This is a genomic window from Methanomassiliicoccales archaeon LGM-DZ1 (assembly GCA_030168595.1).
GTDB lineage: Archaea > Thermoplasmatota > Thermoplasmata > Methanomassiliicoccales > Methanomethylophilaceae > Methanomethylophilus.
Genome location: CP115556.1, coordinates 701457 through 715554, shown reverse-complemented (window position 1 = coordinate 715554; position 14098 = coordinate 701457). Strand labels below are relative to the sequence as shown.

Here is a 14098-nt window from a genome sequence, read left to right as displayed (position 1 = left end):
GATACTCGCTCCGTTCGCTACCTTCAGGTGGTATCATGGTAAGAAAGCCAGCATCGATGTACAGGAGGATTACCGGAATGGCCTATACTCGTCGCGAGTACATGGGCGGAGTTCCGGCGGTCAGGATCAGCCAGTTCGACATGGGAGACCTCACCAGGGAAGACGAGTTCCCCGTAAAGCTCTCCCTCAAAGTGAAAGCCCGCGTGCAGATCAGGCACACCGCCATCGAGGCGGGCCGTGTCGCCGCCAACAGGGTCCTCGGCAAGCTCGGTCCCACCGACTACCACTTCAAAGTCAGGGTCTACCCCCACGTCGTCCTCCGCGAGAACAAGCTCGCTACCGGAGCAGGAGCGGACCGTGTGTCCAGCGGAATGCGCCGCGCCTTCGGTAAGACCGTCGGCACCGCCGCGCGTGTCGAGATGGACCAGGCTGTCTACACCGTCTACACCACGGCTGACAAGGTCCCTCAGGTCAAGGATGCCCTCTGGAGGGCCTCCATGAAACTCCCCACTTCCTGCTACATCGACGTCGAGAAAGGGCAGGAACTCATCCACTGATGCTGTTCGATCTCCAGATCGATAACATCGAAAGCTGGATCCGCGGCAGGGGATACTCCTCTGTCGCCCTCCAGCTTCCGGAAGGGCTCAAGGTCCGCGCCGCAGAGCTCTCCGACAGGATTTTCAAAGATACAGGTGCGGTCCCCGTTGTTCTGGGATATCCGTGCTACGGCGCATGCGATCTCTTCACCGATTTCCGCAGGTTCGCTCAGGCGCTCGTCCATTTCGGGCACTCTCCGATACCGAACCTTCCGCAGGACCCGGACGTCCTCTACATCGAGGCCAGGGCCGATGTGGACATCGACGGGCCTCTGGAGAAGATCCTCCCGGACCTTCCCGGCAGGGTGGGACTCCTCGCCTCCGTCCAGTACATACACCTCCTCCCGAGGGCGAAGGAGATCCTGGAGAAGGCCGGCAAGACCGCTGTCATCGGGAAGGGGGACGGCAGGCTCTGCTATCCGGGCCAGGTCCTGGGATGCGACTGCTCCGCGGCCGTTGCTGCCGAAGATGAGACCGACGGTTTCCTGTTCATCGGCGAAGGCGATTTCCATCCCCTTGCGGCCGCGTTCGGGCTGAAGAAGAAGATGACGGTCCTCAACCCGGTGACCGGAGAGGCCCGTTCGGTCGAAGATCAGAAGGACCGCATCCTCCGCCGGAGGTTCGCCGCCATCGAAAGTGCCAGATCGGCTCAGGCCTTCATGGTGATCGTCTGCGGGAAGGTCGGCCAGAACCGCCGCTCCGAAGCGGACAGGATCGCCGGGCTCCTGCGGGACGCCGGCAAGGACGTCGTGATGCTGGCGACGGACGAGATCTCCCCCCAGGCCCTTCTCCCGTACAGGGTCGACGCTTTCGTGAGCACCGCCTGTCCCCGGGTGGCCATGGACGACCAGGCCAGGTATCCCAAGCCGATGCTGACCGTGACCGAGGCGGAGATCGTGTTGGGGCTCAGGGATTGGAGCGACTACCGGTTCGACACGATCTGCTGATCCCGTCCGCCGCGATGCTGTGTCCGGCATTGCCCGGACCGGAGTTTCGGAAGGCCGCCGGCCCGGTGTTCTGGGTTAATGCCGCGCCGCGCTCCCGGGAATTATAAATTTATTAACGATGGCGAGCATGGGTCTTTCATGGTAAAGTCTGATGAATTTCTCGCAGGCGACCTCCCCGATGTGAAGGTGGGGATCGGCCGCGCTCCGGAATCGAAGTTCGTTGAGACGAGCGTCCGCGTGATGGACAATCCCAATATCTCCATCTACACCGACCCGGAGAAACTGGCCAGGGACCTGGCCGACGGGAAGATCGACGCGGCCGTCCGCGGGGATATGTCCTCCGCTGTCCTCCTGCCCCATGTGAAGAAGGCGCTGGGGGTCGACGATCTCCAGAGGATCGTCCTCATGGAGTACCGCGGGAGGCTGTTCCTCATGGCCCCTGTGGGCATAGACGAGGGATGGACCGTCGAGGACAAGGTCGAGATGGCCGAGAAGGGCGCGGCCCTGGCCAAGAAACTGGGGTTCAGCACCCAGCGGATAGCCGTCATGTCCGGCGGCCGTTCGGACGACATCGGCAGGAACGACGCGGTCGACAAGACCATCGCCGACTCGATGGAGGTCGTCAAGAGGCTGGTGAAGGCCGGTTACGACGCCTACGAGGCGCAGATCCTCATCGAGGATGCCGTGGAAGAGGCCGACATCATCATCGCTCCCGAAGGGATCTCCGGGAACCTCCTCTTCAGGGCGATGCACTTCATCGGCAACATGCGCGCCCTCGGGGCCCCGGTCCTCAACAGCGACAAAGTGTTCGTAGACACCTCTCGCGTGAAGACCGACTTCTCCGACTCCCTGGTCCTGGCCATGAAGCTTGCGGGGCTGAGGCAATGAGCTCCATCGAGATTGACGGAGGGTACTCCGGCATCAGGTTCTCCGCCTGCCACTTCATACCCAGGCATGAGAAGTGCTCCCGGCTGCACGGCCACAGCTACATCGTCCACCTCAGGCTCGAGGGGGATATAGATGAGAACGGGATGGTGATGGACTTCGTCATCCTCAAGAAGAAGCTGAAGGAGATGGTCGACGCCATGGACCACGCTGTGCTCCTTCCTGCGCAGTCAAAGGAGGTTCATATCACCGAGGACGGGGAGGATGTGCATGTCGAATGCAACGGGAAGAGGTACATGTTCCCGAAGATGGACGTCCGCATGCTGCCGGTCCCGACCACGACCGCCGAGGAGATGTCCAAGATGATGACGGAGAAGATGGTCCGCGAGATCCAGATCCCGGCGAACATCAGGTCTCTGGCCGTGGGCCTCGACGAGGAACGCGGGCAGACCGCCTGGTACGAGGTGAGGTTCTGATGTCCAAGAAGGCAGTCGTGCTGCTGTCCGGCGGGCTCGACTCCACCACCACCCTCGCCCAGGCGCTTGCGGACGGGTGCGAGTGCACCGCGCTGAGCTTCCGCTATGGGCAGAGGCACACCAAGGAGCTCGATTCGGCCGAGAAGGTCTGCAGGCACTACAACGTCGCTCATGTGGTCATCGACCTGAACCTCTCGTCGTTCAGGTCTGCCCTGACCAGGAAGGACATCGACGTCCCGATGGACAGGGAGGGGAAGCTCGACGAGGACATCCCGATAACTTATGTCCCGGCCAGGAACATCGTCTTCATGAGCGTCGCCGCCGGTCTGGCTGAGAGCATCGACGCCGAATACGTGTACCTGGGCGCCAACGCCGTCGATTACTCCGGATATCCCGACGACCGTCCTGATTTCTTCGAGGCCTACCAGAAGATGCTCGAGAAGGGCACCAAGGCCGGGGTCGAGGGGCATGCGGTCAAGATCATGACTCCCCTGCTCTACCTCTCCAAAGCGGACATCGTCCGCCTTGGCAAGAAGCTCGGAGCCCCCCTGGAGCTCACATGGTCCTGCTACAACGGCGGGGAGAAAGCATGCGGGCACTGCGATTCCTGCCGCCTGAGGCTCGAGGGCTTCAGGGCGGCCGGCTACCGCGACGAGATCCCCTACGAGGACGGCGCCGGGAATTGAAGATAGTGGAGACCTTCCTCTCGATCCAGGGCGAGGGCCTGCAGATGGGCCGCCTGACCTATTTCATCAGGGCGGCCGGCTGCAACCTCCGCTGCTCATGGTGCGACACAGGTTACGCGCTCGAGCCGTCGGATGCGAAGTCCCAGATGTCCGTCCCGGAGATAATGGCGCTCATCGGCGATGTGAGGTCGGTCTGCCTGACCGGGGGCGAGCCGCTACTGCAGTATGATGCAAAAGAGCTCATATCAGCGATGGTGTCCGCCGGGAAGGTCCTGGTCCTCGAGACCAACGGGTCGGTGAGCATCGCCGGCCTGCCGGATTCCCGGAACCTCATCATAAGCATGGACATCAAATGCCCGTCGTCCGGCATGCAGGACAGGATGGACCTAGACAATCTGGCACATCTCGGATCCAAGGACCAGCTCAAGTTCGTCATCGCCGACGGGCGCGACTACGATTACGCTGTCGCTTTCATAAGGAAGCATCCGACCGAGGCCAATGTCATATTCAGCCCGGTCGGGGGCATCGGACTGAAGGATATCGCCGAAAGGGTCGTCGCCGACCGTCTCGACGTCAGGGTCCTGCCCCAGCTCCACAAGATCATATGGGGGGACAGGAAGGGGGTCTGAGCCCCCTTCGCTGCTTCCCTTCGAACTTCTTCTCGAGTGCCAGACGGTCTTTGACCGTGCCGATGCAGTTCTCAGCCGTGTCGTCGTAATCGTACCAGACACGGATGCCGGCATCCTCGAGGATCTTCAGGCCGTGGGTGCCGATCCCGCCGCAGATGACGTGATCGGGCTTCAGGTCGGCAATCGCCTTGGCCACTTTATAGCCCGGCCCGTCGCCGTTGGCGAACTCGTTCTCGATCACTTGGTAATCGAGGGTGTCGCCGTCGACGATGAGGAAGAAGGGGGCGCGGCCGAAATCCTCTGCCACCAGAGAATTCAGGCCGTCCCCCTCGGTGAGGACGCCGATCTTCACTGCTGCCGCCCTGCCTTCTCCTGGGCTTCCTTCTGCGCCCTCTCGAAGGCCTCGTGCTGGGCGCGGAGGTACTCAGGTTCCTTCTCGACTATGTGCTCGACCTCCGAGGCGATCGACATGAACGCTTTGGCGGAAGCGCAGGACGGGTCGGCGACGACGATGGGCATGCCGTTGTCCCCGGCAGCCATGACGCCCTGCTCGATCGGGACCCTGCCGAGGAACCTGACGTTCATGTCTTTGGCGGTGTTCTCGCCGCCTCCGGATTTGAAGATGTCCACCGTCTGCCCGCAGTGGGGGCAGACGAACCCGCTCATGTTCTCGATGATGCCGATCACGGGGATGCCGGTCTGCCTTGCGAAGGTCACGGACTTCCTGGAGTCGAGGAGGGCCACGTCCTGGGGGGTGGTGACGACGACGCATCCGTCCGCCTTGGGGATCAGCTGGACGATGGACAGGGCCTCGTCTCCGGTCCCGGGGGGCATATCGATCACAAGGTAATCGAGGTCTCCCCACTCGACATCCTCGAGGAGCTGCCTGACGGCACCCATCTTGACGGGGCCCCTCCACATGACGGCATCGTCCTGGCTGGGGAGCAGGAAGGCCATGGAGACGAGCTTGAGCGCAGGGGGGACCTGAACGGGGACGAGCTTCTCGTTCTCGACCGTCAGCCTCTGGTCCTCGACGTGGAACATCTTGGGGATGTTGGGCCCGGTGATGTCGACATCCAGGATGCCGACGCTGTACCCGTCCATGGTGAGCGCCTCGGCAAGGTTCGAGGAGACGGTGGACTTGCCCACTCCTCCTTTGCCGGAGATCACGATGACGACGTGCTTGATCCTCGACAGGGTGTTCTGTAGTTTCGTCTGGTCCTCGATATCCTCGGCGCTTAACACTGGTGCTGACATTTCTTACCTCTCGTCCCGTAATCCCCAGATGACGATATAGGGTTTTGTGCGGGTGCCGGAAGGCCGCACGCCGGCATGCCCGCTTCCATACCGCAGGTTTTGTCTATCTGCTCGCGGATACCGCCAGCCATGCCCATAGGCGATCCCGGAGGAGGGAATTTCGAGTATACGACCGAGGGGCTCCCGGAGAGCGTCTTCATGGTCTCGGTGCCGTCCGCCGATCCCGGAAGGGCGCTGGGGTTCTACAGGGACATACTGATGATGGACACGGTGTACGCGGGCGGGAACGAGTGTGTGGTCAGGCGCGGCTCCTGCATAATCCGCATATTCCGGTCTGAGAAGATCGGGATCGACACCGGGATATTCATCGGCGTGGACAGCCCCTACAACCTGCACCGCAGGCTGATCGACGAGGGCGTGAGCTTCAAGCTCGACCCCAAGCGTCTGCCTATGGGAGTGGCCACCTCGTTCTTCGATACCGACGGTAACATCCTGTACGCCATCGAGACGGATGCGCCCGTGAAGAAACCGGAGGAACTTGAATGAAAGTAGTCATACTGAACGGAAGCTCCCGTCTGATCGGGAACACCAGCAACATCTGCATCGCGCTGTCTGACGAGTTCGAGAGGGCCGGGATCGAGACCGAGCAGATAACCGTGTACGATAACGAACTGGGTCTGTGCAACGACTGCCGCACCTGCGAGATGCGCGGGGACGGGAGGTGCATCATAGAGGACGACGACATGAACGACATCCTCGACGAGATGAGGTCCGCCGACGGTATCATCCTCGCTGCTCCCGCTTACGGCGGGTCGGTCCCGTCCAACATGCAGGCGTTCCTCGAGAGGGCCGACCTGTGCCTCTCGGTGGGCGACCACGGGCTCAGGGGGAAAGTGGGCGGCGTCGTCACGGTCTGCGCCCACGAAGGCGGGGAGCTGGCATACGGCCATCTGACGTTCTGGCTCCTCAGGAACGAGGTCTCGGTGGCCGGCGCGTTCCCCCTGCCCCTGTTCAGGGCCCTGGACTCGCCCGGCTATGAGAAGGACGAGGCCGCCATGAAGGGACTCAAGAGCCTCGCCGCCAATATGTCCCGGCTCATGGAGCGGAACGCCGGGCTGCAGCGAAGTCAGTGCCGGTAATGAAAATCGGGGGACGGACGGCCCTGTCCCGGCCTGCCCGTTCTCCCCGCGGTTTTTTCAGAAGAAATAGAACCTGCAGTTGTACTCGGAGGAGACCTTGGCCGCGGCCTCGATCCTCTCCAGGGGCCCCATGTACCTGTGGACGGCCATCTTCCCTTCCTTCTCGAGGGCGGGCTTCAGGACCTCGACCTCCTTGAGGACGGCCTTCGCATCCTCGGGGGTCAGCTTCTTCATCGCGGCGGCGTTCTCGAAGGTCGCTCCGATGATGGGGCATCCGTACTTGCGGGCGATCTCGGGGAGCTTGCTGGTGGCGGGCCCGAAGGTCCCCATGCATCCGCGCCCCTTGTCCCAGGAGAGCGGGCACTCGGAGCACATCTTGTTCATCGAATCGAAGTCCAGGTCGTCCCAGGCGGTGGTGCGGTCGTCGGGTCCGGCGGCCTTCAGCGCCTTCTCTCTGGTGGCCGCGTCCATGCGGGTGAGGTCGATCCATCCGGTCGCCGTCTTCTTCACGTACTTCGCGAGGGCCTCGCGGTCCTCGTCCTTCTTGACCTTGTCCATGTAGACGGCGTCCGTCTCGGCGTTGATCCTGTTCCTCTTGAGGAACCCTTCGAAGTCCGGGAACACGTTCCTGGCATCATCGAGGGAGACTTTCTCCTCATAGATCATGTAATCGTCGAACCCCGCGGCATCGGTCCTGGCGCGGCGTACTTCCAACTTGAGGCTGCGGCAGGGCGCCTTCTCAGCCTCGGTCTCGCAGAGTGCTATGTTGATTCCCATGTAGCACGGTGTATCGTGTGCCCGATTATTAGCATGACGGCGCACGCGGGCCGGAGGACCGAAACATACTATTGCGTGGGCGGATATGGGGCATCATATGGCCGATATCAGGATCCGCAAGAGGAAGAGGCTCAGGAACAAAGAGGTCAAGGCCTTCGCAGACGAGATCGAGGCTGCTCTGGGGGTCCCGGTTTTCAGCGAAGGGGAGCCGGTCGACCGCGCCGAGAGCACGGACTTCGATCTCCTGTTCGTCGGCAACGACATCCTGGGAATAGTATACGAAGGGAAGCCCTTCCTGACCGTGAGAGGTGTGATCAGGTACAAGCCTGTCAAGAAATATGTGACAGTGGACATGGGCGCGGTGCCGTTCATCACCAACGGCGCCGACTGCATGGGCCCCGGCATCGTGGAATGCGATCCCGGCATCGCCGAGGGCGACTGCGTCTGGATCCGCGATTCGAAGAACAAGATGCCCCTGGCCATCGGGGTGGCGCTCAGGTCCGGAGCGGACCTGGCGGCGAAGAAGCCCGGAAAAGCGGTCAAATCCCTCGCCTACGTCGGCGACAAGCTCTGGAAGGCAGGCGAGTGAACGGGAAGGTGAAGACGGTCTATGACCCCGTGCACGGGGCCGTGAACGTGGACGGGATATGCCTGGATATCCTCGACCGCCGCGAGATGCAGAGGCTGAGGGGGGTCAGGCAGCTCGGCCTGGGGTATTATGTCTTCCCCGGGGCCAACCACACCCGTTTCGAGCACTGCCTCGGGACTTATCATATCGCCTGCAGGATGTCGGACGCGCTGGGGCTGTCCGGAGAGGACTCGGACGCGGTCAGGACCGCCGCCCTCATGCATGACATCTGCCATTCGCCGTTCTCCCATACCCTGGAAGGGGTCATGGAGGAGGCCACGGGGCTCGACCACATGGAGCTCGCGAGGAACCTCATCACCGGCAGGGGGAAGTACTACCTGGACCGCGACGGGGACATCTGTGGGGGATCGGAGCCCATCGGCAGCATCCTGGAGGATGCCGGCATCGACGCGCAGGAGGTCTGCGACCTCATAGCGTTCCCGGAGAGCACCGAGCGCGACCTGGACATGATGAGGTTCGACGGCCCGGTGGACCATTTCCCGTCCAAGGATTACATCCACCAGATCATACACGGCCCGGTGGACGCGGACCAGATGGACTATCTCCTCCGCGACGCCCATTACACAGGGGTGGTCATGGGCAAGATAGACCTGGACCGCCTCCTCACCACCATGAGGGTGGTCAACGACAGGATATGCATATCCAGGAACGGGGCCCCGGCCGCAGAGGGGCTGATGGTGTCCCGCGCCCTGATGTATTCTTCCGTCTACTTCCATCCGACTGCGAAGATCATCGAGAGGATGGTCGTCAAAGCGGTCTGCGCGGCCGAGGACCTCGACCTCTCGGACATCTACCTATGGGATGACTCCGACATGACCCAGGCGCTGATCTCGTACGGCGGCGTCCCTTCCAAGCTCATGAGGAGCATCCTCGGGCGCAGGTTCTACAAGAGGGCGCTGACGGTCTCGGAGCAGGACACCGGGGACGACCTGATCGCGCTGCTGGGACGCTATTCCGGGTTCAGGGAGCGCCTGGACCTCGAGAAGGCCATCGCCGACAGGGCGGGGATCGACGCATCGGAGGTCGCTGTCATCAGCGCGCCCCCGTCCGTCATGAAGACCCAGGTGAAGATCGGGAAGACCGATGTCTCCATCGTGGACCCGGACGGGAAGGTCAGGTCCCTCACCAGGACCTCCGCGATCGCGAAGGCCCTCCAGTCCAGGGAGCCCTACGGATGGACGGTGCAGGTCGCCTGCCCCGAGGGGAGGAAGGAGGCCGTGGCCAAGGCGGCCTCCAAGGTGCTGGGTCTCTGATCAGCCCTTCACGACCCCTATCGGGGTGAGCTTCGCGACCTTGGCCGTCAGGCCGGCCCCGCAGACCACCTCGATGACGTCGCTGACGTTCTTGTAGGCCTGAGGCGCCTCCTCGAGGACGCCGTCGTCGGAGGCCGACCTGAGGTATATCCCCTCATCGGCCATCCTCCTCCTGATGTCGGCGATGTTCAGCTGCTCCACGGCCGTCTTCCTGGACATCTGCCTCCCGGCGCCGTGGCAGGTCGATCCGAAGGTCTGCTCCATGGCGCCCTTCCTGCCGGCGAGCACGTAGGTGCCGGTGGACATGTCCCCGGGTATGAGGACGGGCTGCCCGAAGTCGCGGTATTTCTGGGTTATCTCCGGCCTGCCGGGGGCGAACGCGCGGGTGGCGCCCTTCCTGTGCACGAGCACGTCACGCCTGCTGCCGTCGGAGGTGTGCGCCTCCATCTTGGCGATGTTGTGCGCCACATCGTAGACGACCTCCATCCCCATGCTCTCGGCCGAATCCCCCAGGATCTTCTCGAAGGACTCCCTGGCCCACGAGGTGATCATCTGCCTGTTGGCCCATGCGTAGTTGGCGCCGCAGCACATGGCGCGGTAGTACTCCGCGCCGAGGGAGGACGACAGCGGGGCGCAGGCCAGCTGGCGGTCGGGGAGCTGCACTCCGGACGCCTTCATGTAGCGCTCCATCTTCTGCACGTACTCGGTGGCTATCTGATGTCCCAGTCCGCGCGAGCCGCAGTGGACGGTGATAGTCACGCAGCCCTTCTTCAGGCCGTACGCTTTGGCGGTGGCCTCGTCGAACACGTCGTCGACCACATCCAGTTCGAGGAAATGGTTGCCGGAGCCGATCGAGCCGAGCTCCGAGAGCCCGCGCTTGCGGGCCCTGTCGCTGACCCCGGCCGGGTCGGCGTCCTTCATGCAGCCCTTCTCCTCGGTGACGTCCAGGTCGCTTTCCCAGCCGTAGCCGTTCTCGACGGCCCATTCCGATCCCGATTCGAGTATGTCCGAGAGGTCCCTGTCGGTGATCCTGGTGAGCCCTTTGGAGCCGAGCCCCGAGGGTATGTTCCGGTAGAGCTCGTCCATCAGGGGCTTGACGTCGCCGATGTCCTCCAGGGTGAGGTCGGTCTTGATGAGGCGCACCCCGCAGTTTATGTCGAACCCGATCCCTCCGGGGGAGATGCTGCCTTCGTAGGCGTCTACCGCGGCGACTCCGCCGATGGGGAATCCGTATCCCCAATGCATGTCGGGCATGGCCATGGAGTTCCCGACGATCCCGGGCAGGGCGGCGACGTTGGCCGCCTGCTGTGGCGAATTGTCCCCGAGCGCCGTCGATATGAGGCGGTCGTTCGAATAGAGGACGGCGTCCGTCCTCATCCAGGGGAACTCCTCTTTGGGGATCCTCCACCTGTGCTCATCGACCTTCTCGATCTTGCCTTTCCACTCGGTTCCCATGTGCCAGACCTCACGAGATGAATATCAGCACGCCGCCGTGGACGGGGCTGTACTTGCTGATCAGCTCATGCTCCTGGCCGTTGTACGGCACCATGTAGCTGAGGCCGGCGATGGTCACCATGTTCTCGATGCAGATGACGGGCCCGTTGGCGTCCGGCACCATCAGGAGCTTCCTCCTGTCCGCGCTGACATGCGCGCTGTACCTGCCGCTGAAATCCGAGGAATAGAGGGTATCGGGGCCGATGCGCATGACATCGATCTCGGTCGGGAACTGCCTGCCGACGGACTCGAACCCGGGGATGGCCGCGGCGGCATCGGGAGCGGCCTCGGGGGCCGTCTGCTTCTTCTTGAGCGAATCGATGATCTGTGCATCCTCCTCGATCTTGTTCTCGAGGGACGACACCTTGGCGTTGGCCTCATCGATCTGGCTCTTGTATGCCGCGGTCCTCTCGGCGACCGCTTCCTCGACGAGTTTGCTCTTCTCGGCCTCGAACCTCGAGGCGAAGCTCTCCTCGATCTCCTTCCGGCAGTTGTTCCAGACGGCATCGGCGATCTCGTCCATCTGGTCCTTCTCCAGGTCGAAGAGGAACCTGGCGTCGATCCTCATGATCCCCTTCGCGAAGTAATTGCTCTCGGTCTTGGGGTTGAGGGTGAGGGAGACGATCCACGTCTCCCCGGGAAGTATGTTCTCCTCCGAATCGCGGTCGCGGTAGACGTAGAGCCCCTTGTATATGGACGAGACGTTGCCTTTCTTATCCATCTCGAACTTCAGGGCAGCGGACTGGGTGAGGTACCTCCAGTCCCCGTCGTTGATGCCGAACTTCGATACATGTGAGTAGACGAAATCATCGCGGTTCATATCGCTCCGCCTCCTGGGCCTTCTGCTCGTGCTGTTCGGGCAGGACAGCGGCCGCCGCAGGAGCTTCATCGGCATGCTCCGGGGCATCCGCCGCGGCGGCGCTCTCTGCACTGTCCTTATCGGCGCCGGTCTTTTCCTCTGGGTCCTTCTCGTTGGGGTAGTTGAACGCGCTCAGTATGGGCATCTTCTCCAATGCATAGAACCTGTCGGCGAAGCGCTTTATGCGCCCGCTCACCGAATTGGAGAACGATGCCACCTCGACCATCTTGCCTGCCGACTGCACATGCTGTATGGCCGGTACGAAATCCCCGTCCCCGCTCACCACTATAGCGACATCGTAATGGTCCTGGAGGGCATGGGTCACCATCTCGCAGGCCATGGCCACGTCGATCTCCTTCTGCTCCTTCCTCTCGGGATCGTAGGAGTCCCTGGTCATGACACGGAAACCCTGATAGCTGAGCTTATCGTGGAACGGGCGCATCTTGTCGTTCTGCCCGCCGTCCAGCCCGGTATCGAAAACATAAGCGCCCACCAGGTCGCGTTCCCCTACAAGCTCCCTTACCATCATGGGATAATCCAGCCTGAACTTCTCGGCCTCGAACGGCTTCACGCTCAGCTCCATGTTCATCAGGTCGATGAACACCATCACCCTGTCGTCTCTTCTGCTGTTTACAAGAGTCATAATATCATCCGGGGACCGTGCCCCGGCTCAGATAAGCCGCCCGTTTATTAAAACCGCTCACGGGAATCAGCGGAAATCGATCCGCAGTGCAGGAAAAGACCGCCCCATTCAAAAAGCGACCTGCTGATTCATAGTTGCAACAAAAAACCGCAGGCCGAGAGGAATATCGCCGACCTGAGATAAAGATTGGCGCCTCGGCAGGCCTCCGGGGAAGGTTGCGGCAGGGAGGCAAGGAAAGCTTGAGGATAGCGATCGGGATGGACCTGCACAAGAAGACCGCGGTATGCTGCGCGGTCCATGCGGGCCCGGGGAAGCCGAGCGAAGACGAGGAGGAGTTCCTGAGGCGCTTCAACAGGGACCACGGCACGCAGCCGTCGGAGCCCGAGGACATAGCGCGGATCGCGGAGGCGCTCCGCGGGCATGAGGCGCATGTCCTCATCGAGAACTCCACGAAGACGCACGAGACCTACTGGGTCCTGACCAACCTCGGGATCGACACGGTCGTGGCGCAGGCCCAGGACCTCTACCGGATCACCAAGTCCGTGAAGAAGACCGACGCCAACGATGCGGCCGAGCTCGCGGGGTACATGCGGCGGAGGCTGAACGGCGAGCGCGAGTTCGCCGTCTGCAAGATGCCGTCCCCGGTCTGGATGGAACGGCGCGAGATATGCCGCGCGGTCCTCGCGGAGAAGAGGCACCTGGCGGACCTCAAGCGCCGGGCCAGGATGCACATGCTCCTCCACGGGATCAGGCTGAGCAAGGATTACTCCGACATCTTCTCGAAGAAGGCGATGAAGGAGATGTGGGACTCGAGGGACACCTGCCTGAGGCTCCTCGTGTCGGAGGCGAGGTCGATAAAGGCCCGCACCGACGAGGAGGCCAGGCTGATCCGGGCGACGTTCGGGCACATCACCGACTTCGACCTGGTGATGAGCATCCCGGGGTTCGGCGCGGTCTCGGCCGCGTACGCGGTCTCTATGATCATCGACGTGAAGCGCTTCGGGTCGTCGGCCCAGCTGGCGGCGTACTTCGGCCTGGTGCCGAAGGTGCGCGAATCGGCGGAGACCTCGCACCGGTGCGCGACCACGCACCGCGGCGACAGAGAGATGCGCAGGCTGCTGTGCCAGTCGGCGATCGTCCACGTCCGCACCGCCGAGGACTCGGTGGTCTCGGCCCTCTACAACAGGCTGAGGGCGAGGGGGGTCTCCCACCGGGAGGCCCAGGTGGCGGCCGCGCGCAAGCTGGTGACCGTGGTCTGGTCGGTGCTGAGGAACCGCAGGCCCTTCAGCACCGACAGGGAGCTCCTGGAACGCTCCGCCGAGATGGCGGAGGAAGCGGAGGGGGATCCGGCGGCGGACTGAACCCCTGATATGCGGGCGCCGAGCGCGGGCATCCCGGGGCCTTAATCGCCGAGCACCATTTGGCCGCCGCATCAGCGGCAGGCCGAAGCAAAAGATGGCGCAAAGCCGAGGGACAGCCGGATACGCGGTGAGGTCCTCCGTCCCGGAGGGGCGGATGGGCGTGAATAAGATGGCGGCCCGGCGGAGATCCCGCCCGCACGAGAGCTGAGGCACAGCACCTGCAGAAGGCGGTCGCACAGCGGAAGCTACGCAAAGTTTAACCAAAACGGGGCTGATAATGTGGTTGGCGGGCGCTGCCTGAATGGAATAACGGGGCTGATAATGTGGTTGGCGGGCGCTGCCTGAATGGAATAATGCGAAGGGAGGGCCGGGACCGAGATTTGAACTCGAGTCAAGGGATCCACAGTCCCCTATACTAACCAGGCTATACTATCCCAGCCATCTGGT

General features: G+C 62.6%; 17 protein-coding genes and 1 tRNA gene. 11 read left to right on the top strand and 7 right to left on the bottom strand.

Annotated features, from left to right (window positions below; genetic code table 11):
- Positions 1–35 precede the first annotated feature (35 nt).
- The 6 genes from O8W32_03370 to O8W32_03345 all read left to right on the top strand — a co-directional run bounded on the left by O8W32_03370 (position 36) and on the right by O8W32_03345 (position 4219).
- The gene (locus O8W32_03370; GenBank protein WII09876.1) at positions 36–557 is read left to right on the top strand and encodes a 50S ribosomal protein L16; all 522 of its coding nucleotides are present in this window, start codon (positions 36–38) and stop codon (positions 555–557) included.
- On the top strand, positions 557–1543 hold the full coding sequence (gene dph2 / locus O8W32_03365) for a diphthamide biosynthesis enzyme Dph2 (GenBank protein ID WII09875.1): 987 nt from the start codon (positions 557–559) through the stop codon (positions 1541–1543). The genes O8W32_03370 and dph2 overlap by 1 nt, the downstream gene beginning before the upstream one ends.
- 138 nt (positions 1544–1681) lie before the next feature.
- Positions 1682–2431, top strand: a complete 750-nt coding sequence (mtxX, locus tag O8W32_03360) for a methanogenesis marker protein Mmp4/MtxX (GenBank protein ID WII09874.1) — start codon at positions 1682–1684, stop codon at positions 2429–2431.
- On the top strand, positions 2428–2904 hold the full coding sequence (locus O8W32_03355; GenBank protein WII09873.1) for a 6-pyruvoyl tetrahydropterin synthase family protein: 477 nt from the start codon (positions 2428–2430) through the stop codon (positions 2902–2904). Before mtxX ends, O8W32_03355 begins: the two co-directional genes overlap by 4 nt.
- Positions 2904–3590 carry a 7-cyano-7-deazaguanine synthase QueC gene (gene queC / locus O8W32_03350; GenBank protein WII09872.1) on the top strand — a complete coding sequence of 229 codons (687 nt, stop codon included), beginning with the start codon at positions 2904–2906 and terminating at the stop codon, positions 3588–3590. Before O8W32_03355 ends, queC begins: the two co-directional genes overlap by 1 nt.
- 5 nt (positions 3591–3595) lie before the next feature.
- Positions 3596–4219 carry a radical SAM protein gene (locus O8W32_03345; protein WII10040.1) on the top strand — a complete coding sequence of 208 codons (624 nt, stop codon included), beginning with the start codon at positions 3596–3598 and terminating at the stop codon, positions 4217–4219.
- On the opposite strand, the gene O8W32_03340 is transcribed toward O8W32_03345, so the two are convergent.
- Complete coding sequence (locus O8W32_03340; GenBank protein WII09871.1) at positions 4191–4571, bottom strand: hypothetical protein; 381 nt, start codon at positions 4569–4571, stop codon at positions 4191–4193. The two genes, O8W32_03345 and O8W32_03340, sit on opposite strands and share 29 nt — an antisense overlap.
- Positions 4568–5476, bottom strand: coding sequence for an Mrp/NBP35 family ATP-binding protein (locus tag O8W32_03335; protein WII09870.1), 909 nt, complete (start codon positions 5474–5476; stop codon positions 4568–4570). Before O8W32_03335 ends, O8W32_03340 begins: the two co-directional genes overlap by 4 nt.
- A 129-nt stretch (positions 5477–5605) precedes the next feature.
- Here O8W32_03335 and O8W32_03330 point away from each other — a divergent pair, with 129 nt between their 5' ends.
- Together O8W32_03330 and O8W32_03325 are read left to right on the top strand one after the other, a co-directional pair.
- A complete protein-coding gene (locus tag O8W32_03330; GenBank protein ID WII09869.1) occupies positions 5606–6022 on the top strand; it encodes a glyoxalase in 417 nt (138 codons plus the stop codon).
- On the top strand, positions 6019–6615 hold the full coding sequence (locus O8W32_03325) for a flavodoxin family protein (GenBank protein ID WII09868.1): 597 nt from the start codon (positions 6019–6021) through the stop codon (positions 6613–6615). Before O8W32_03330 ends, O8W32_03325 begins: the two co-directional genes overlap by 4 nt.
- Before the next feature lie 57 nt (positions 6616–6672).
- Here the strand turns inward: O8W32_03325 and O8W32_03320 are convergent, their stop codons facing one another.
- Positions 6673–7392 carry a hypothetical protein gene (locus tag O8W32_03320; GenBank protein WII09867.1) on the bottom strand — a complete coding sequence of 240 codons (720 nt, stop codon included), beginning with the start codon at positions 7390–7392 and terminating at the stop codon, positions 6673–6675.
- Positions 7393–7489: 97 nt separating this feature from the next.
- Between O8W32_03320 and O8W32_03315 the strand changes: the two genes are divergently transcribed.
- Entirely contained in the window at positions 7490–7981 is a 492-nt protein-coding gene (locus tag O8W32_03315) for an RNA-binding protein (GenBank protein WII09866.1), read from the top strand.
- Positions 7978–9294 carry an HD domain-containing protein gene (locus tag O8W32_03310; protein WII09865.1) on the top strand — a complete coding sequence of 439 codons (1317 nt, stop codon included), beginning with the start codon at positions 7978–7980 and terminating at the stop codon, positions 9292–9294. Before O8W32_03315 ends, O8W32_03310 begins: the two co-directional genes overlap by 4 nt.
- Here O8W32_03310 and O8W32_03305 read toward each other — a convergent pair whose 3' ends face one another.
- The 3 genes from O8W32_03305 to O8W32_03295 are packed head-to-tail and all read right to left on the bottom strand — an operon-like array spanning position 9295 to position 12290.
- A complete protein-coding gene (locus tag O8W32_03305) occupies positions 9295–10749 on the bottom strand; it encodes an RtcB family protein (protein ID WII09864.1) in 1455 nt (484 codons plus the stop codon). It lies immediately after the preceding gene.
- 10 nt (positions 10750–10759) lie between these two features.
- On the bottom strand, positions 10760–11608 hold the full coding sequence (locus tag O8W32_03300; protein ID WII09863.1) for a hypothetical protein: 849 nt from the start codon (positions 11606–11608) through the stop codon (positions 10760–10762).
- Positions 11595–12290: an NYN domain-containing protein gene (locus tag O8W32_03295; protein ID WII09862.1), complete on the bottom strand. Its 696-nt coding sequence runs from the start codon at positions 12288–12290 to the stop codon at positions 11595–11597. The genes O8W32_03300 and O8W32_03295 overlap by 14 nt, the downstream gene beginning before the upstream one ends.
- Before the next feature lie 239 nt (positions 12291–12529).
- Here O8W32_03295 and O8W32_03290 point away from each other — a divergent pair, with 239 nt between their 5' ends.
- Positions 12530–13651 carry an IS110 family transposase gene (locus O8W32_03290; GenBank protein WII09861.1) on the top strand — a complete coding sequence of 374 codons (1122 nt, stop codon included), beginning with the start codon at positions 12530–12532 and terminating at the stop codon, positions 13649–13651.
- Positions 13652–14016: 365 nt separating this feature from the next.
- On the opposite strand, the gene O8W32_03285 is transcribed toward O8W32_03290, so the two are convergent.
- Positions 14017–14090, bottom strand: a tRNA-His gene (locus O8W32_03285).
- Positions 14091–14098: the final 8 nt, after the last annotated feature.